The organism is Haemophilus parahaemolyticus, from assembly GCF_018373095.1.
GTDB lineage: Bacteria > Pseudomonadota > Gammaproteobacteria > Enterobacterales > Pasteurellaceae > Haemophilus_A > Haemophilus_A parahaemolyticus_A.
This window is the reverse complement of the sequence record NZ_JAHAHT010000001.1, coordinates 60114-80552: the sequence shown is the minus strand read 5'-3', so window position 1 is coordinate 80552 and position 20439 is coordinate 60114. Positions and strand designations below refer to the sequence as shown.

General features: G+C 37.3%; 15 protein-coding genes. 11 read left to right on the top strand and 4 right to left on the bottom strand.

Annotated elements, in window-relative coordinates:
• The 3 genes from KH943_RS00370 to proS form a co-directional block, all read right to left on the bottom strand.
• Positions 1–969: outer membrane beta-barrel protein (locus KH943_RS00370; protein ID WP_304106236.1), on the bottom strand; the 969-nt coding region annotated here is incomplete at its 3' end.
• 426 nt (positions 970–1395) lie between these two features.
• Complete coding sequence (locus KH943_RS00365; RefSeq protein WP_304106234.1) at positions 1396–2262, bottom strand: VirK/YbjX family protein; 867 nt, start codon at positions 2260–2262, stop codon at positions 1396–1398.
• Between the two features lie 60 nt (positions 2263–2322).
• Complete coding sequence (proS, locus tag KH943_RS00360) at positions 2323–4038, bottom strand: proline--tRNA ligase (protein WP_304106232.1); 1716 nt, start codon at positions 4036–4038, stop codon at positions 2323–2325.
• A gap of 121 nt (positions 4039–4159) precedes the next feature.
• Here proS and selB point away from each other — a divergent pair, with 121 nt between their 5' ends.
• The 3 genes from selB (at position 4160) to trkA (ending at position 8902) form a co-directional block, all read left to right on the top strand.
• Positions 4160–6028: a selenocysteine-specific translation elongation factor gene (gene selB / locus KH943_RS00355; RefSeq protein WP_304106230.1), complete on the top strand. Its 1869-nt coding sequence runs from the start codon at positions 4160–4162 to the stop codon at positions 6026–6028.
• 48 nt (positions 6029–6076) lie between these two features.
• Entirely contained in the window at positions 6077–7375 is a 1299-nt protein-coding gene (rsmB, locus tag KH943_RS00350) for a 16S rRNA (cytosine(967)-C(5))-methyltransferase RsmB (RefSeq protein ID WP_304106240.1), read from the top strand.
• A gap of 150 nt (positions 7376–7525) precedes the next feature.
• Positions 7526–8902: a Trk system potassium transporter TrkA gene (gene trkA, locus KH943_RS00345; RefSeq protein WP_304106228.1), complete on the top strand. Its 1377-nt coding sequence runs from the start codon at positions 7526–7528 to the stop codon at positions 8900–8902.
• 97 nt (positions 8903–8999) lie between these two features.
• On the opposite strand, the gene matP is transcribed toward trkA, so the two are convergent.
• Positions 9000–9449 carry a macrodomain Ter protein MatP gene (gene matP, locus KH943_RS00340; RefSeq protein ID WP_304106226.1) on the bottom strand — a complete coding sequence of 150 codons (450 nt, stop codon included), beginning with the start codon at positions 9447–9449 and terminating at the stop codon, positions 9000–9002.
• A gap of 85 nt (positions 9450–9534) precedes the next feature.
• On the opposite strand from matP, the gene KH943_RS00335 reads away from it, so the two are divergent.
• The 8 genes from KH943_RS00335 (at position 9535) to ptrA (ending at position 20361) form a co-directional block, all read left to right on the top strand.
• Positions 9535–11172, top strand: a complete 1638-nt coding sequence (locus KH943_RS00335; RefSeq protein WP_304106225.1) for an AAA family ATPase — start codon at positions 9535–9537, stop codon at positions 11170–11172.
• A gap of 120 nt (positions 11173–11292) precedes the next feature.
• Positions 11293–11823, top strand: a complete 531-nt coding sequence (gene fabA / locus KH943_RS00330) for a bifunctional 3-hydroxydecanoyl-ACP dehydratase/trans-2-decenoyl-ACP isomerase (protein WP_304106223.1) — start codon at positions 11293–11295, stop codon at positions 11821–11823.
• Positions 11824–11919: 96 nt separating this feature from the next.
• Positions 11920–12441 carry a prepilin-type N-terminal cleavage/methylation domain-containing protein gene (locus KH943_RS00325; protein WP_304106221.1) on the top strand — a complete coding sequence of 174 codons (522 nt, stop codon included), beginning with the start codon at positions 11920–11922 and terminating at the stop codon, positions 12439–12441.
• On the top strand, positions 12401–13105 hold the full coding sequence (locus tag KH943_RS00320) for a hypothetical protein (RefSeq protein WP_304106220.1): 705 nt from the start codon (positions 12401–12403) through the stop codon (positions 13103–13105). The genes KH943_RS00325 and KH943_RS00320 overlap by 41 nt, the downstream gene beginning before the upstream one ends.
• On the top strand, positions 13102–13749 hold the full coding sequence (locus tag KH943_RS00315; protein ID WP_304106219.1) for a DUF2572 family protein: 648 nt from the start codon (positions 13102–13104) through the stop codon (positions 13747–13749). Before KH943_RS00320 ends, KH943_RS00315 begins: the two co-directional genes overlap by 4 nt.
• Before the next feature lies 1 nt (position 13750).
• Entirely contained in the window at positions 13751–14047 is a 297-nt protein-coding gene (locus tag KH943_RS00310) for a DUF5374 domain-containing protein (RefSeq protein ID WP_304106218.1), read from the top strand.
• Positions 14048–14113: 66 nt separating this feature from the next.
• Complete coding sequence (recC, locus tag KH943_RS00305) at positions 14114–17395, top strand: exodeoxyribonuclease V subunit gamma (protein WP_304106217.1); 3282 nt, start codon at positions 14114–14116, stop codon at positions 17393–17395.
• Between the two features lie 11 nt (positions 17396–17406).
• Positions 17407–20361, top strand: a complete 2955-nt coding sequence (gene ptrA / locus KH943_RS00300) for a pitrilysin (RefSeq protein WP_304106215.1) — start codon at positions 17407–17409, stop codon at positions 20359–20361.
• Positions 20362–20439: the final 78 nt, after the last annotated feature.

Here is a 20439-nt window from a genome sequence, read left to right as displayed (position 1 = left end):
AGCAGTTACGTTCGCAGGATTTTGACCTTTAGAAACTAAATAGTTAGCTACGGTTTCTGCACGACGTTGTGAAAGTTTCACATTCGCTTCTTGTTTACCAATACGGTCTGCGTAACCGCTCACTTGGATTGAAGGAGTAGCTAAGCCTAAAGCGTTAATTTCATTGTTAGCACCATCTAATGCTTGTGCTGATTCTGGTTTTAAGTCTGCTTTACCAAATGCAAACATTACGTCTGAGCTAAATGAGAAGTTTTTAGTTACTACTTCAGGTGCTGCAACTGGCGCTACTGGTGCAACAGGAGCTGGACCTTGACCGAAGCGGTAGCTTAAACCTGCAGATACAGAGTGAATATCTGGTTGGTAATGAGTACGAACGCCCATTTGGTTCAACATACCACGATGTGTTTTACCTACATTGCTTAACCATTGATATTCAACACGTGCTGCTAATTCTGGTGTAATTGCATACTCAACACCAGCACCTAAAATTAAAGATGGATGTAAGTTGTGTGCTTTGATACGGTCATTGTGTACGATTGTATTTTGAACAAAATAATCGCTACGTACCGCTGCCATACCCACTTTAGTATAAACATCTAAATCAGATGATACTGTAAAGCTTGGTTTTAAGTTAAAGTTAAAACCGTGTGCAGTGTGTCTGAAAGCACGAGTATCTTTACCTGCGATGGTACGATCACCACGTACACGACCGTAATCATCGTAACCAAATTCTGCTGCTAAACCGAAATTATCTAAGTTTAAAAGTTGATAACCTGCAAATACGCCATAAGTTACAGAATTTTTATTAATACCAAAACGACCGCCTTTAGTATTATCTAACTCAGAAACGCTATCATGGAAAGCTGCCCAACCTGCTTTAGCACCTACGTAAAAAGTATCTGCTTGTGGTGCTGCAGTTGCTGCTGCTGAAGTAGCTAATACTGCTAATGCAATTAATGATTTTTTCATTTTAATGACCCTCTATATGTCTATCATTCTATTAATAAAATAGAAATTTTTATCAACATTACCTGTTGAATCTTTACCACGCCTTTCATCTTCTTTTTTAAGAAGAAAGACTAAAGAAGTGAAATAAAACTACTTTATTTATTTTCTCTATTAAATAAAATCGTTTTCTCCCATTCTTGTCCTTAAGAAGATGGGCAAGAACGTTTAATATTATGTGGGTAAGTAAAACCAAAATCAATTTTTCTGGTACAAATAATAGACAAAACACGCTTATTTGCTTATTATTTATGCAATTTAAGTTTTATTTACACTATCTTACAGTGAAAATCTAAGGCTTATTTATTGTTCAATATCATCTAAAAGAAGTAAAAATATAAAAATTATAGAGCAAATTTTTCAACTATAAATTCAAATAAACATAAAATTTTACTTAATTTTTACAGCTTGTTGTATCGCCTTATATAATTCATCTAACATTGCAAAACGTTTACGATACATAGAGCGTTTTTTACTTGGAATTTCATCTAAATTACGCTCATTCGTTAAAGGTAAGACCCAATAATCTTGTAATTGACCACCAGACTCAGAAAAAATAGCATCATAATCAACCACATAACGTTTACTTTGGATAAAACGAGATTTATTTTGATATTTTTGTGGAATGCCAAACAATTTATCATAACCTAAAATTTGTGTAAGATTTTTCATTATCTCTACCATTAAATAGGCTGGACGCAAACCATAACAAGCTTTAGTAAGTTGCTTAACCATCTCTTTTGAGCCTTCAAAGTTTGGGCCTTGTACCACAGCAATCAACAGAGCATCATTTAATTTACCAAAAGTAAGAAGGTAAATAAGTTGATTTTCAGGTTTGTAACGAAGTTCCAATGCCCAATATCCTTCCATAGCTTGATATTCATTGATATTAAGTCGAATCTCAAAATCAGAGATTACTTCTCCAAAACTAAGCGGTTGCCGCCAAATTGGAGGAGTTAGATGTGAAAGTTCCTGAGGTAAGAAGAGTAAATTTTCACAAATTGCATTAAAGCGTTGCTGGCTAGTAAAACGCTTATCTAAAAAACGATGTACGAGCGGATAACCATAATTTACATGTTCATTTAAAAGTGAAATCAAAAATGGATGTTGATTTACAAATTGCTCAAATTTTCTAACCGCTTGTAGATGTAGAAAGGAACGAAGCCGATAACGCAAGCGTTTTCCAGCATACGATTTTTTCCCTCGGTCGGGATAAATATCGTTTGCTTTCGTCCAGTGATATTGTAATGAACTCATAACTTATCCTTAAAAAGATGAGGCGTGTTTAACACGCCCCATAAAATTGACTTTGTTTAATTACGCCTTCACATTCTCTTTCAAGAACGCAAGCAACTCATCTTTTGCAATCATCTGTTTCTCACCAGTACGACGGTTTTTGTATTCAATTTCGCCATTGTCTAGGTTTTTCTCGCCAATTACCACCATATGCGGCACACCAATAAGTTCCATATCAGCGAACATCACGCCTGGGCGTTCTTTACGATCATCAAAAATCACGTCTACGCCTTGTGATTGTAAAGTGCGGTAAAGTTCTTCAGCATATTTTTGCACGGTTTCAGATTTATGCATATTCATCGGCACAATCGCCATAGTGAATGGGGCAATTTCATCTGAAGGCCAGATGATACCGCGTTCATCGTGGTGTTGCTCAATCGCTGAAGCCACCACACGAGTTACGCCGATACCATAACAACCCATTGTCATCACAAGAGGTTTACCGTCTTCGCCTTGAACGGTCGCTTTCATTGCTTCAGAGTATTTTTTACCAAGTTGGAAAATATGCCCCACTTCAATACCACGTTTGATTTGAAGCGTGCCTTTACCATCTGGACTTGGATCACCTTCCACTACATTACGTAAATCAAATACTTCTGGCATTGCTACATCGCGTTCCCAGTTCACATTGAAATAATGTTTTCCATCGATATTCGCACCACAACTAAAATCAGACATTAACGCCACAGTACGGTCAATAATTGCAGGAATATTAAGATTTACCGCACCTAATGATCCCACGCTCGCACCAATTTTTGCTTTAATTTCAGTTTCGTCCGCAAACTCAAGAGGATCTGCTACTAATGGGTGTTTTTGTGCTTTGATTTCGTTTAATTCGTGATCGCCACGAATAATCAAGGCAACAAGCGGTTGATTTTCGTCTGCACCTTTCACAATTAAGGTTTTCACGGTTTTTTCAATCGGCAGATTGAATTGTTCTACCAACTCCGCAATGGTTTTCGCATTTGGTGTATCCACCAATGTCATTTCCGCCGTTGGTGCTTGGCGTTCGCCTACAGCAATTGCTTCTGCCAATTCGATATTTGCCGCAAAATCCGATTCTGTTGAGAATACAACATCATCTTCCCCGCTTGAAGCTAACACTTGGAATTCGTGCGAAGCTGAGCCCCCGATTGAACCCGTATCCGCTTGTACTGCACGGAAATCTAAGCCTAAACGGTTAAAAATGTTACTGTACACTTGATACATCACATCATAGGTTGCTTGCAAACTTTCTTGGGTAGTATGGAAAGAGTACGCATCTTTCATAATAAATTCACGCGAACGCATTACACCAAAACGAGGGCGTACTTCATCACGGAATTTTGTTTGAATTTGGTATAAATTAAGTGGAAGTTGTTTGTATGAAGAAACTTCTCGGCGGACTAAATCTGTAATCACTTCCTCGTGAGTTGGCCCAAGTACAAAGTTACGGTTACCTCGGTCTTCAAATCGAAGCAATTCAGGGCCATATTGATCCCAACGACCAGACTCTTCCCATAATTCTGCTGGCTGCACCACAGGCATTAATACCTCAATTGCCCCACCTTTGTTCATCTCTTCGCGAATAATCTTTTCTACTTTTTTCAATACGCGAATACCCGTCGGCAACCAGTTATATAAACCTGATGCCATTGGGCGAATCATACCTGCACGCAACATTAATTGGTGGCTTACTACCTGAGCATCATTTGGCGTTTCTTTAAGAGTGGAGAATAAATATTGACTTGTACGCATTGTTTTTCCTATTAAAAATTATGAATAAATTTATCGGCAAAAATAAGGCTATTTTAGCGTAAAAAGGCGGGGTGTGGTATGATTGCCCACAATAAATACAGAAATTTAGCAAGGGAATAAGATGATTGTTGTTACCGCAGGTCATGTCGATCACGGCAAAACCGCACTACTGCAAGCCTTAACGGGCACAAACACGGCACACTTACCTGAAGAGAAAAAACGTGGGTTAACCATTGATTTAGGCTACGCCTATTTGCCAATCACCAATCAGCAAGGCAAGCCTGATGTACTTGGTTTTATTGACGTGCCTGGTCACCAACGTTTTCTATCGAATATGTTGGCAGGCGTGGGCGGCATTCAGCACTCGTTATTGGTAATTTCTGCCGAAGAAGGCATTAAGCCGCAAACCGAAGAGCATCTTGAGATTCTGAAATTGCTCCGTTTTTCGCACATTATGCTGGTGATTACCAAAGCAGATCGTGCGGAAACAAGTCAAATCGAACAGCTAATTCACTCCATTCAAAGACGTTATTCTTTCTTAGCGGAAGCACCTATTTTTGTGACTTCAGCACATACAGGACAGGGCATTGAAGCGTTAAAAAATTATCTGATTGCCCTTAATGCACAAGCTAAAAGTGCGATCGACAAACCGTTCCGCTATGCGATTGACCGCGTGTTTACCGTGAAAGGTGCAGGGCTGGTGGTTACGGGCACAGCAGTGGCGGGGCAGGTTAAAATTGGCTCGGAGTTCTACCTCACAAACGGTAAAAAAGTGCGTGTAAAAGGCATTCACGCCCAAAATAGCCCGTCAGAAATTGGTTTAGCGGGGCAACGATTAGCACTTAACATTGCGAACGTAGAAAAAGAGCAAGTGCAGCGTGGTGATTGGATTACCGAACTCGTTCCACATTTTGCGACAGACCGCATTACCGTACGGTTCAACGTGATTCAGCCGTTAAAAGAGAGTACCGTTGCTCATCTTTACCATTTTGCTTCTCATATCACGGGCAAAGTGAGCTTGCTCAACGCCAAACAAGCGGTGGAAAATGGCGATTATTTTGCAGAAATTTTGATGGATGAGCTGCTGCACATTACGGTAAACGACAAGTTGATTATTCGCAGCGGTGATGACCGTCAAACGCTTGGCAGTGCGGAGGTGTTGGAGATTCATTCGCCTAAACGCCACAAACGTAGTGAAGCTCGTCTTGCTTTTGTCAATGAATTGGCAAAAACAACCGCTTGCGATGATTTTACTGCTCGTCTGGCGTTGATGTTGCAAAATCGTGCTTTGACGTTGGATTTCTTGCTCTGGGCGGAACAGCGTTTTGCCAGCCAATTACCTGAAAATACAGATGCGATAGTTTACGATAAGTGGATTTTCTCCTGCAAATTTAAGCAACAAATCCAGCAAAGAATGGTCGAGAAACTAACGGAATATCACGCCAACCATCAAGACCAACTAGGGCTTTCTAAAGCTCGCCTTTATCGAATGGCAGTACTTGAACAGCCTGAAGGTTTGGCGTTGCAATGGCTAGATGAATTAGTTACCGAAGGCGTACTGGCTCAAACGCGTGGTTGGGTGCATCTGCCTGAGCATCGCATTGAGTTTTCGGCAACAGAATTGCAAATCTGGCAACAAATTCGACCGCTTTTTGAAGCTACTAATCAAGCCCTGTGGGTGCGAGAAATCGCAACCGAGCTTAGCCTTGATGAAACGGATACGCGAAACTTGCTCTACAAAGCAGGAAAACTGGGCTATGCCGTGCCAATTGTCAAAGATCGCTTCTTACTTGCTGAACAAATCCAACAATTCGCAAGCTGGATTAAAGCATTTGTGCAAACCCACGGTGAGATTTCTGTTAATCAATTACGCGATGAATTGCAATATGGACGCAAACTTACCGTGCAGTTGATGGAGTATTTTGATCGCACAGGTTTCCTCCGTCGTAAAGGGAATGTGCATCTGTTGAGGGATGCGGAGAGTTTTTAATATTGCCCCCTCTTTGCTAAAGGGGGAATTTTCTTAGAAAAATATATGATGAAAAAAAAATCCCCTCGTGCGGTTGCCGCACAAATTATTTTAGAGGTGTTGGATCAGGGCAAATCGCTTTCAAACCTGATTCCCGAAGCACAAAATCATCTCAACCCTAAAGATATGCCATTGGTGCAAGAGATAACGTTTGGCATCTGTCGTGTATTGCCTCGCCTAGAAAATATTATCAAACAGTTGGTTGAGAAACCACTTAAAGGCAAAACCCGTTTGGTGCATTGCTTGCTGTTAGTTGGGTTGTATCAACTGCTTTATATGCGTGTGCCAGCTCACGCGGCAGTGGATGAAGTGGTGAATGCAACTAAAGTGCTGAAACTCGACAGCTTCCGTGCTTTAACTAACGGCGTGTTGCGTCGTTTTCTGCGTGAGCAAGAGCAAATTCTCGCTGTAGTCGATAAACATTGGCAAACGCTTCACCCTGAATGGTTTGTGAACAAAATCAAAAAAGTCTATCCGCATTGGCGTGAGATTGTAGAGGCGAATAATCAGCGTCCACCGATGTGGATTCGTGCCAACGTGCAGCATATTCAGCCGAAAGATTATGTGGCTTTATTGGGTGAGTTGGCAAATCAACGTGAAAATTCGACCGCTTGCGTGCCTGATTGTGCTATTTTGCTTGAGAATCCAGTGTCGGTAAACCAATTGCCTCACTTCGAACAAGGCTGGGCGACGGTGCAAGATGCTCACGCTCAATGGTCGGCTGAGTTGCTCGACGCTCAAAATGGTGAAACGATTTTAGATGCCTGTGCCGCGCCTGGTGGCAAAACCACACATATTCTTGAAAAAGCCCCGCAAGCGGTCGTTTTTGCGTTAGATATTGAAGAAAATCGCTTGAAACGTGTGCGGGAAAATTTAGTACGTCTCAATCAATCCGCAACTGTGATTTGTGGCGATGCCAGCCAGCCTGATACGTGGCTTGAAAAGGGCATAATGTTCGACCGCATTTTGCTCGATGCACCTTGTTCAGCAACAGGGGTGATTCGTCGTCATCCTGATATTAAATGGCTTCGCAAAGAAGCGGACATTACTGAACTTGCCAACTTGCAAGCCAAGATTTTAGAGGCACTTTGGGCAAGATTAAAACCAAACGGCATTTTGCTTTATGCGACGTGCTCAATTTTGCCCGAAGAGAACAGCTTGCAAATTCAACATTTCCTTGAAAATCACTCGGATGCCGAATCGGTAGAGATGGATTTTCACGGTGAAAAAGTGGCTGAAAAACAATTCTTCCCGCAGCCCAATGGCGGGGATGGATTCTTTTATGCGAAGTTGAGAAAAGTGGGTTGATAAGAACAATATAATTCGTAGCAATCTTGTTTTGTGTAGGGGCGGGGTTTATCCCCGCCCGAAATCAGTATCAATGATATGTTTTATTGGGTGGGGATAAATCCCACCCCTACGCAAATGAGGGTAATACAATAAAAATAAAAAATCATTATGAAAATAATCATCCTCGGAGCGGGGCAGGTGGGCTCAACGTTGGCTGCTTCGCTTTCTAATGACGAAAACGACATCACGCTGATTGATGATCGCCAAGATTTGCTTGATAAATTGCAGGAAAAGCACGATTTACGCGTGTTAAAAGGCAATGGGGCATCGCCTCGTATTTTGCGACAGGCGGGAGCGAACGATGCAGATATGTTGGTGGCGGTGACTGATAGTGATGAAATCAATATGATCGCCAGTCAAGTTGCCTATAGCCTGTTTAAAGTGCCAACCAAAATTGTGCGGATTCGTAACAGCGATTATGTGCGTGAACGTGAAAATCTGTTCGGCAACGATAATTTACCAATAGACCACGTGATTGCACCTGAATTGTTGGTGCAAAAGGATATTTTACGTCTGATTAACTATCCTGGGGCGTTGCAAGTGGCACATTTTGCCGATGATTTGGTCAGCCTTGTTAGCACGAAAGCCTATTACGGTGGGCCTTTGGTCGGCTACCCAATTTCTGCCCTGCACGATCATCTACCTTATATTGAAGCCCGTATTGTGGCAATTTTCCGTCAAGATCGTGCCATTATTCCGCAAGGTTCGACTATTATCGAAGCAGGTGATGAAATTTTCTTTATCTGTGAAACGCAAAATATCAAGGCGATTATGAGCGAATTACAGCGATTAGAACGCCCGCATAAGCGGGTGATGATTGTGGGCGGTGGCACAATCGGTTTGGGTTTGGCGAAGGATTTGGAAAATCAGTGTAGCGTGAAAATCATTGAGCGAAGCCGTGAAAAAGCTGAAGTACTTTCAACTAAGCTAGAAAAAGCCCTTGTGTTACAAGGCGATGCGTCGGATCAAGAGTTGCTTTTTGAAGAGCATATCGAAAATATCGACTTGTTTCTTGCCCTGACGAGTGATGACGAAGCAAATATTATGGCGGCACTGTTGGCAAAACGTTTAGGGGCGAAAAAAGCGATTGTGTTGGTGCAACGGATGTCTTATTTGCACTTAATTCAAGGCGGGACGATTGATATTGCGATGTCGCCACAGCAATCGACTATTTCTGCACTTTCTAGTTATGTTCGCAAAGGCGATATTGTGAAAGTGGTTTCGCTCAAACAAGGTTTAGCTGAAGGCATTGAAGTAGTCGCCCACGGTGATGAGGAATCTTCCAAAGTAGTAGGGAGAAAAGTACGAGAGCTTAAGCTTCCGCAAGGGGCGATTGTTGGGGCAATTGTGCGAGATAGTCAGGTGATGATTGCCCACAAATCCACTGAAATCCAAGCTGAAGACCGCGTGATTTTGTTCGTAAACGATAAAAAACACGTGAGTGAAATTGAAAAATTGTTCCAAGTAAGCTCATTTTTCTTATAGCAACCCCAAATAAGATAATAAAAGCATAATAAAAAAGTGTTGGTTTAGATTATTTTTTATATCTTTACCAACACTTTTTTATTATGCTTCTATCGTATTATTCTTTTAAAAGCAACTTCAAACTCACCTTCATTTTCTCAACTTGCTCTAAATATAGCTCTTTATTTTCTAATTCATCAATGAGCTGCAATACAGCTTGTGAAAGCGTTACCCCTTGAGCATTCGCATACTTAGAAAGCTGCAACCAGCTGGCGTATTCTAAATCAATTGATTTCTTTTTGGTTGTGATTTTTTCAGCATTGAAAAAACGTTTACGGCGAGCACGAATAGACTGGCGCATCTTTTTGCGTTGCTCAGCGGTCATTTCCGTTTTTACCCATTTTTCGATTTCATCGGGCGAGTTTTGTAGCGTAGTCAGCAGCTGGATTTTTAGCTCAATCATACTGCTTTCGGTATATTTAGTAATATTTTCGCCCTCGCGGTGTTTCTTGAGTAAGTATTTCCACTTCCAATTCGCTTCTTGGGATTCTAGCTTTTGATATCTCATTGTTTCTCTTGATTTATTCGCAAATTTTAGGCAAGTATAACGGAATTTTGTATAATAAACCAAATTTCTATTATGAGGCATTTTTGTGAATTTATCTCCTTTATCGTGGCAGTCGCTTTCTTTATCTCACACCTTCCAATTAACGGGCGAACAAGTCAATTTCTTCGATTTTCAGCCGAAGGCACAGCAAGCCCTAAACCTATTCAAATCGCAAGAAATGGGCTCATTATTGGTGGTGAAAAGCGAAGTATTGCCTGAGTTTTTAGACGAACTCCGCACCCAATTATCTATAGAGAATTCACAGCCTGTGATTGTGAGAACCGAATTTAAAGCCTCGCATTTGTTCGGCTACACACTCTTTTTAGAAAAAGAGAACCGCATAGAAGCCATCGAAGGGTCAATTCAGCAAGCACAAAATGGCATTTTGGTGCTACGTTTAAACACGCTATTACATGATTTAAAACAGTGGGACAAACTCAAACAAGCTTTGTTGTTCGGCTTTTATGAACAGAATGCGGTAAACCACGTGCCCGAAGAACTGCCTGCGATTCAAAGCCCATTTAAATTGCTGTTGGTTGGTAGCCGTGAAGATATTTCAATGCTCGCTGCCTATGATGGCGATTTGTACCAATTTGCCCAATATACCGAAGTAGATTCATTCTTGAATGTGGATGAGACAAGCCTCAACCAATGGGGCGATTATGTGCAAGCCTACGCCCAAAAATTCACGCAACGCAAATTAAGCGAACCCGCACTTCAGCAGCTTTTACAACATTATATCCGTGAAAGCGAAAGCCAAACGATGATTTCTATTTCACCCACTAAGCTCAAAAATCAATTGCTCGGCTTTGCAAAATTCTACCCAAATTCAACCGCTTTCATGGAGGTCAATAGCTACTTTGAAGCCCAAGAGAAGCAGGCTTCGAACCTAAATGAATATGCCTTGCAGGATATTTTGAATAACCAAGTTTATATCGAAACCGATGACGAAGAAATTGGGCAGATCAACGGCTTGTCAGTTATTGAATTTGAAGGCGTGCCCTATGCCTTTGGCGAACCGCTTCGCATCAGTTGCAACGTGCAATATGGTGATGGCGAAATTACCGACATTGAACGCAAAGTGGAGCTTGGTGGGAACATTCACTCGAAAGGGATTTTAATTGCCCAATCTTGCTTAGCGAATTTGCTGGAATTACCAACCCAATTGCCGTTTTCCGCATCGCTTGCCTTTGAGCAGTCTTACGGTGAAGTGGATGGTGACAGCTCATCATTAGCAATTTTCTGCGTGTTAGTCAGTAGCCTAGCGAAGGTCGCACTACCGCAATCTATTGCGGTGACAGGCTCTATCGACCAATTCGGTAACGTGCTAAGCGTGGGCGGTGTAAACCAAAAGATCGAGGGCTTTTTCGAAGTGTGTGATGCTCGTAGGCTTACAGGGAAGCAGGGCGTGATTATTCCTGCAAGCTGTGTGTCACATTTAAGCCTGAAACCTAGCGTATTGGCTGCCGTTAAAGCAGAGAAATTCCAGATCTGGGCGGTTGAAAGCGTGTTTGAAGCGGTCGAAATTTTACTGAAAAATGCATTTTATGCAGAAGATCGTCGAGAAAAATCCGACAAACCTGCCTTGTTTGACCTTATTCATCAAGGCATTGAGCAAAGTTCAAATCACGATGTAGAACATAAATTGTGGCATAAAATCTTCCCTTGGTGGAAATCTCACTGATCCGACAAGTCAGCTAACAGTTGTTAGCTAAAATAAAAGCCTGTACTATCTGCTCTCACAAACAAAATTAGGAAAGCAAGAGAATACAGGCTTTCTTTTTAGTAATACAGGATTAAAAAGATGAACAGTTGTACACCAAATATTAAACCTAACTACACTTATGAAGATTTATTAGCATCAGGACGTGGTGAATTATTCGGCAGTGAAGGTCCTCAATTGCCTGCACCTCCCATGTTAATGATGGACCGAGTGAACTTGATGACCGAAAATGGTGGCTTGTTCGATAAAGGCTACATTGAAGCGGAATTAGACATTCGCCCAGATTTATTCTTCTTTGATTGCCATTTCATCAACGATCCTGTAATGCCTGGTTGTTTAGGTTTAGATGCAATGTGGCAATTAGTTGGCTTTTTCTTAGGCTGGGTGGGCGGAAAAGGTAAAGGCCGTGCTTTAGGTGTAGGCGAAGTGAAATTCACAGGACAAATCTTACCGACCGCGAAAAAAGTAACTTATCGTATTCATATGAAACGTGTGATCAACCGCAAGCTCGTGATGGGGTTAGCGGATGGCGAAGTGGAAGTGGACGGACGCGTGATTTACACGGCAACGGATCTCAAAGTAGGTTTATTCCAAGATACTTCTTCATTCTAGTTATGTAATTTTTCGAGCACGCTCGAAAATTTAAACATTCCAAATTTACATTTCTCGCAAACTCGCCCATAGTATTCGCTCTTTTGAGGAAAGATTATGTGGCGAGCTTTTACTTTAATAGAAATTTTAATTACCTTAACGCTTCTTACTATTTCTATTTTATTTATTTCTCCTATTCTTTTTTCTTTGCAAGATAAATGGGCGTTAGAAAGTGAAATAGAAAATCTCTCTTCTTTTATTTATCAAATTCAAACTAAAGCTCGTTTTCAAAAAAAGAATTATTCACTTACCATTGCACAAAATAATAATGAAAAGAAATGGTGCATTATTGCGATTCAAAAAAAGAGTAGTAAACAAGTAACCTGTAATTGCTTAAATATAAAAAGTTGTGTGCTGACAGATGAATATCATCTTTATGAAAACCAACATAAAAACATTGTATTACGCAACAAAAGCCTCTTTCCAAAATCTTTTATTAGTATTGATGGCAATGCAGGGCGGCTAGAGTCTAAATGTATCAATATTAGCCTAAATAATACCAGTGAAATTCTACAATTCGATCAGTGGGGAAGAATTTATGTTAGCCCGAAAAATAAGCGAAGTACCTGTAAAGATTAGCCATTTGAAGGCATTTAGTTTAGTTGAAATTCTAATTTCATTAGCATTAGGTTCAATGTTATTACTTTCTTTTACCTATTATTACTCTAATTATTATGTTGTTTGGCAAAAACAAAAAGAGCAATTTTTCTTACAAAAAGAAGCTCATCAATTAGCACATTATTTACAACAACATATTCAGCATTTAGGTTACCAAGGCAATAATAAAGAAGAGAGTAATTTTGAATTGTTTGAGAAAGATAATCAGCGTTTTGTATTAAATAATCAATGTTTAATCTTTTTTTATGATCTCAATGGTGATGGTTGTTTAGGTAAACGAGCGACAAAAAAGTCATTATGTAGAAATGGGAAACTAAATAATACTAAAGATCTAGCAAAAGAAGTTTTTGGCTTTAAGCTAGAAGAGAAAGAAATTCATTTTTATGCTGATAACCGTTTCGAAAATTGCTTGGGTGAAAAATGTGAAGCACTATTAGATAGCTGCGAAAATAAATGGACGAAATTTACCTCTAAAGAGGAGTATTTAGTTGATAAACTTCAATTTAATTGGAAAAAACAAAATAAATTGATGCAAATAGAATTAACGCTTTCTTCAATTAAAGATCATAAAATAAGCTATAGTTTAATTGCTAATGTTTATTTATTAAATGGAGCTTCTCAATGAAAAAATTAGAAGCTAGTAGTTTATTAAGTTCGTTACTGATTTTATCAGGCATTTTGACATTACTGTTTTTAACCAAAGAAAATTGGTTAAAGCAAGAAAGTGTTGCAAATAGCTATTATCAACAATATTTATCTTCCAAACTCACATTCTTAAAAAGAGTAAATCAAAATGAATGTGCCTCTCAGAAAAAAGAGATTGTTGAAGAGAAAATAGGCGAACTTATTTATTCTTACCAGTGTGAAATGAATAGTCTCTTTATTAAACCAAAGCCCACGAAAGATAAATATATTGCAGTAGATAATATTGCAAATTGGCTGGATTTAGATTCTTATGCTTCCCAAATAATTTATATTAATTCATTATCTGAATTACCTAAAAATAGCGAAGATGATCCGAAAATTGTCATAGCAAAAAAGGCGATTGAAGAGAGATTAGACGAACATTTTTACGGCATTATTATTACCGACTACTATTTTGATATTACAGGCTCCAAAAGAGTATATGGCGTACTTTATTCTACATTTGATAACGAGCGAGAAGAGCGTAATTTAACGTTTAGAAGAACAGTAGTTGATAATTTAGAAAAGAAATATTCAAAATGGCATCTCGTACCAAATTCAAAAAATATATTAAATAATAAATAGTATGGTTAAACAATTAAAAGCGGAAAGTTTAGTTTCACTACTTGTCGCATTAATGTTATTTGCAATTTTGGCATTAAATTTCACCGCTTGGCAGAAAGATCAGCTTGAACATGGTGCAAGAAATTACCAGCAACAACAGGCATTGCAAATTGTAGAAAACCAGATTGCGTTAAGAATGGCGGGGCTAAGTTGCGAGTCGCAAGCTGTCGAAAATGATGTAAGATTTACCATCCAATGCAGTGGGGAGTTAATAAAGGTCAGTTATCCGATGGGGAAGGTTGAAATTAAAACAAAGTAATCGGCTAAAAGCGTTGAATATTCTAGCCAATTCAAGCAAAATGGTTCGATCTATGAGGGTTTTAGTATGTTCACCGTTTATTATTCCAATGATCTCAATGCCTTAGCATCAATGCTTATTCAGCACCAAAAAATTTCCCCAAATCCCGATCCTTTTGCCGAAGAAACTATTTTGGTACAAAGTATCGGAATGGCTCAATGGCTACAAATGGAAATTGCTGAGCAAACAGGCATTGCAGGCAATTACAACTTTCCATTCCCGACCAGTTTTATTTGGCAGCAATATCGCCTTGTTTTTCCTTACCTGCCGAAAGAGAATATTTTTGAACGTGCTGTGATGGCGTGGCGATTGATGCGAATTATCCCGAATGTACTTGAGCAAGAAGGCTTTAGTGCCTTACGAGCTTATCTTAAATCTGAAAAAGAGGGTTCGGATTTACGCCTTTATCAATTAGCCAATAAAATTGCTGATCTTTTCGACCAATATTTAGTTTATCGTCCACACTGGTTAGTTTCTTGGGAAAAGAATAATCAACAATTAGTTATTGATGAAATTAAACATCATTTTTCTAATAAAATAAAAAATGAAGAAGATATTGCCGAAAATGTACTTTGGCAAAGTATTCTATGGAATTTATTGATTGAAGATACTAAAAAGGATTACGATGAACTTTTATTTACTACCTCACACCGTGCCTATTTACAAAATTTATATTTTGAAAAATTAGATAATTTGACTGAAGAAGAACAACAAAGATTGCCTAAACGTATTTTTGTTTTTGGTATTTCTTCGCTTCCACCGTCTCAGCTTGCTGTATTAAGAAAATTAAGTGAGCATTGTGATATTCATTTATTCTTTTTAAACCCCAGTGAAAAATATTGGGGTGATAGTATTGAAGATAGTGTATTAGAAAAACTTGCATTAAAACAACAACTCTCTCAAGAAGATATTGATGCATTATTAGCACAACAAGGTAATCAACTACTCGCAATTTGGGGTAAACAAGGGCGAGATTTCTTAGCACAATTAGTGGAAGAAGAACACGATGTGATAGAGGGTTTTATTCCACCTTTTGAAGCCCATAATTTAAGCCAAATTAAGCAAGCAATTTTAGAGTATCATAACGAACCTGATTTAGATTTCAAACAAGATCATTCTATTCAAATTCATTCAGCACATAGTATTTTACGAGAAGTTGAAATTTTACATAATCAATTGCTTCATATTTTTGAACAAAATAAAACACTCTCGGCAAAAGATATTATTGTAATGTCACCGAATATTGAGCAATATGCCCCTTATATTCAAGCTGTATTTTCTCGTTATGATAAAAAAGATGAAAAAGGCGGGAAAGATAAACGTTATATTCCATTTACAATTTCAGACCAAAAAATCAGTGAAGTTGATCCTATTCTTTCTAGCTTTATTTCTCTGCTTTCAATGAAAGAGAGCCGTTTTAGTGCAGAAGAAATATTAGATTTATTAGACGTTAAAGCAATAGGTGAGAAATTTAATTTACGTGAAAACGATATTGTTTTATTAAGAAATTGGATTAAAGCAAGTGGTATTCGTGCAGAACTCACCATTCAGAAAAATGAACAATGGGATAATTATAATTCTTGGGAAAATGGTTTAAGTCGTTTATTGCTTGGTACAAGCTTAAAAGAAGAGAGTGGTATTTGGCAGAATACGATTGCTTTTAATGAAAGTTATGGCTTGATTTCAGAACAAGTGGGTTATTTAGCAGATTTTATTGAAAAATTAACCGATTGGGCGAATTTTTTACAGGAAAGTCATACTATTGATAAATGGAAAGAAATGCTGGAATATGTGCTCAATCATTTCTATCAAGAAAATGAAACGACGACTAACGCATTATTATTGATTTCCGAAGAAATTGAAAAATGCTATTCGTTAATTGAACAAACAAAATATAATCAGCCTATTTCGATTGATATTATTGGCTCAATTTTTAAAGAGAAATTAAATTATCAAAAAAGCCATCTGCAATTTTTAGCAGGAAAAGTAAATTTCTGTACTTTATTACCAATGCGAGCTATTCCATTTAAAGTAGTTTGTTTATTGGGAATGAATGAAGCAGATTTTCCAAGACAGCAACAAATCAATAGTTTTGATTTAATGCAATATCATCCACAAAAAGGTGACCGTGCAAGACGAGATGATGACCGTTATTTATTCTTAGAAGCATTGCTCTCTGCTCAAGATATTTTCTATATGAGTTATATTGGTCAATCATTAGTCAATAATAAAGAGTATTTTCCATCAATATTAGTTTCTCAATTAATGGACTATTTAATTGAGTACTCTGATTTAGAAGAAAAAGCACAACTTATTCAAAACCATCCTATTACGGTATTTAGTCCAAATAATTTTAAAGAAAATTATCTTTCTTATGATAAAGAATGGTTGCCATTAGTGCAGAATAGTAATGGAGTTAAAGAATTTATTTCAGAACAAATTATTAATGAGGTAGAGTTGCCAAAATATATTGAATTAGACGATCTGATTAGCTTTATTCAATCACCTGCTCGTTATTTTTTTACTCATCGATTAGGCGTGAATTTTAGCTTAAGCGAAGAGAGTATTGAAGAAACTGAACATTTTTCACTTTCTCGTTTAGATGAATACGCTCTATTAGATGAGTTATTGAATATCAAAAATGAAGAGATAGACAATTTCTTTGCAAAAGAGTATTTGAAAGGGAATTCGCTAGTGCTGAATTTTGGTAAATTAAAACAAGAAGAATTAAATTCTCGGATTGAAGATATGCGTTCAAGTTTAGCTGGTTATTTAAATCAAGATAGTCAAGTGCTTGAAATCAATTTAACGCTCGATCAAACCGAACTTGTCGGCAATATTCCGCATCTATTTGGTAATAGTATAGTGCTATGGCGAACGGGTAGTTTGCGAGATAAAGATGTGATTAAACTTTGGATTTATTATCTTGTCTCAATTTTATCAGGAAAGGAAAACTCACCTGTTTTCTATTATTTAAATAACGAAGCGTTAGCTCAACTCAGTTTTAATAAAATAGAAAAAGAACAAGCGAAGCAACAGCTTGAAAATTATGTTTCTGCCTATTTACGCAGTTTTGTTACATTTGAGTTGGCAATGACCTCAAGTTTAGATAATTACTTTGACAACATTTCTGAAAATATCGAAAAAGATTGTGAAAATAAACTGATTGAAATTGCAGAAAGTTATAATGATGAGAATATCTATCTACGACGTATTCTTAATCAAAGTGAAAAATTAGATTATGCTCATATTCACCAAACGACATTAGATTGGTTTGATTTAATGCAAAAATCTAAAAATAAAGGATAATAAAAATAAATATGAAGAAAACACAATTAAATCACACTATTCGTTATGCCATTCTTTCCACATTTTTGGCACTGAATGTGACACCTACTGCATTTGCAGAAAATAATCAAAATCAGACCGCTATTATTCAAGAACAGACTGACACTAATTTAGGCTTTAAATTGATTAAAACACAAATCAATAAAAGCCCGAATGATAAAGCCATTTATCAAGGCATTAAATTAGATAATGGGATGACGGTATTATTGATTTCGGATGAAAAGGCGAATAAGTCCTTAATATCGATGGCAATTCCCATTGGCTCGATGGAAGATCCGATTTCTCAACAAGGTTTAGCACATTATTTAGAACATATGATCTTGATGGGATCAAAAAACTTCCCAGAAACCAACAGCTTAGATAACTTTTTAAACAAAAACGGGGGCTATAATAATGCTTCTACTACGGCTTATCGTACCGCTTATTATTTGGAAGTAAATAACGATGCATTCGATGAAGCAGTTACTCGCTTTGCTGATACGCTCGCATTTCCACTGCTTTCTAAGAAAAATGCGGAAAAAGAAGTGAATGCAGTGAATGCTGAAATGGTGCGTGCAAAATCAAGTGATGGACATTTATTAAATAGCGTTAATTTAGCTACTTCTAACCCTGCACATCCAATTACAAAATTCACTGTGGGAAATAAAGAAACACTTTCAGATAAACCAAATAGTTTATTACAAACAGAATTAGAGAATTTTTATCATAAAAATTATTCTGCAAATTTGATGAAAGTGGTTTTATATTCTAATCAACCGATTGAGAAATTAGCAAAATTAGCAGATAAAACATTGGGTAAAGTGGAAAATAAACATTTAATTGCCCCGAAAATAGATGTTCCACTTTTTAGAGATAAAGATAAGAGTGTACTTATCTCTTATAAACCTATTCAACCAATGAAAATGTTAGCTATTTCATTTGATATGCAAAATGATGAAGACAAATTTGCAAATAAAACAGGAGAATATTTAGCCTATATTTTTAATAATAATACTGATGGCACTTTATCAGATTATTTAATTAAGCAAGGTTTATCAGATAGTGGAATTTCTGCTCAAGCAACAGCAAATGTAAGTCGTAATCGTGGTAGTTTTACCTTTTATGTTGCATTAACTGAAAAAGGATTAAAAGAGAAAGAAAATATTATTTCGCTTATTTTACAACAAATAGATAAAGTAAAAAAACAAGGTATTCAAGAAAATTATTTTAATGAAATACGTGAGAGCCTAAAACAAGAATTTGCTCATTTACAAGTTGAAAAAAACGGAAATTATATTGAAGCGCTCGCAGAACAAATGCTGTTTTATCCTTTAGAACATATTTTAGATGCAGATTATCTGGTTGAAAATATGGATAAAAAAGCGATTGAAGAAAAATTATCTGAAATGAATATCGATAATGCACGTATTTTATTGGTTAGTAATGATGTAAAAACTAATAAGAAATCGCCTTATTTTGAAGCGGGTTTCTCTATTGAAAAAATAAGTGATGAACAGAAAGAAGCATGGCTAGATTTCAGTAAAAACCCTGAAATCAAATTACCTGAATTAAATCCTTATTTCACTACTGACTTTTCTTTAATTAAAGAAGATAAAAGAACTTTGCCGAAATTGATTGAGGAAGAAAAAGGGACACAACTTTATGCGATGCCAAGCCAATATTTTGCTAATGATCCGAAAGCTCGTATTGCTGTTAATTTCTCGATTACGCCAAGAACAGATAGCTTAAAAGAAAGCATCAGTGCGACAATTTTGAGTTATATGAATGAATTAGCTCAAGCAAAAGTGGATTTCCAATCTTCTGTAGCAGGGATGGAGGCTGGGTTATCGTTAATTGAAAATGGTTTTTCATTGCGGGCAGAAGGTTATACACAGCATTTGGCCCAGTTAATGCAAGATAAAATGCAACAATTTAGTCAATTTGAATTAAATGAAAAATATTTAGTGCAAGCGAAACAGCGTTTAATTGAAGCCTTAGATGGAAAACGTAAAGCGAATAGTTTAAATCAAGCAAATGAAATCTTTGTGAATTTCTCTAGTTATCCTTATTTTGAAGAGGATAAACAGCGTGAGATGATCGACAAAATTACGTTAAAAGATATTCAATCTATTCGAGAGAAATTATTATCAAAAGCCACAAGTGTGCGGGCTTTATCTGTAGGTAATTTTACTGATAATCAAGTTAAAAATATTATTTCTGAGTTAGAAAAAACAGCTAAAAATAATAATAGTGAATTAGCTAAATATCGCTATTTAGATATTAACCAAAGCACAAAAAAATTAAATGCCATTAAATTTGTACCAAATGAAGATAATGCACTCTCAATTGCTTATATGGCAAAAGGCTATGATGAGTTGGCAGGCGAAGTGCGAGCGATGTTGCTGAAAGATATTATTTCTCGCTGGTATTTTGATGATTTACGCACTAATAAACAATTAGGCTATGTGGTGTATGCAACTCAAGCAAAAGTAGGCAAAACATCAGGTATTCGTTTTATGGTGCAAAGTCCAAATACGAGCCCGAAAGGGATTATGCAACATAATGAACGCTTTTTTGCAGAAAGCTTACAAAAATTAACCGCTTTAAGTGAGTCTGAATTTGATCAGTTCAAAGAGAGTTTATTAAACAAATTGGAAAGAAAGCCTGAGTCGCTTTCACAAGAATTTGAAAACTTTAGTTTTGATTATGCACGAGGCAATCAACAATTCGATCGTAAAGAGAAGTTGATGCAGGCGGTGAAAAATCTGACGAAAAATGACATTCTGGCGTTCTATCAAAACGCGGTGATTGAGCAACAAGGTTTGGTATTCATCAGCCAAGCATTGGGCACGAAGATAAAAGCAAAAGATGCGATTTCACCACAGGGGTTTGAGAAAGTGGAGAATGTTGAAGAACTTCAGAAAGCATTTGAAGTGAAGTTTTATTAAGATACTTTTATTAAGATACTTTTATTAAGATATTAAAGGCTAAGTGTGGCATCATTCCTGAAAACTTAGCCTTTTTTT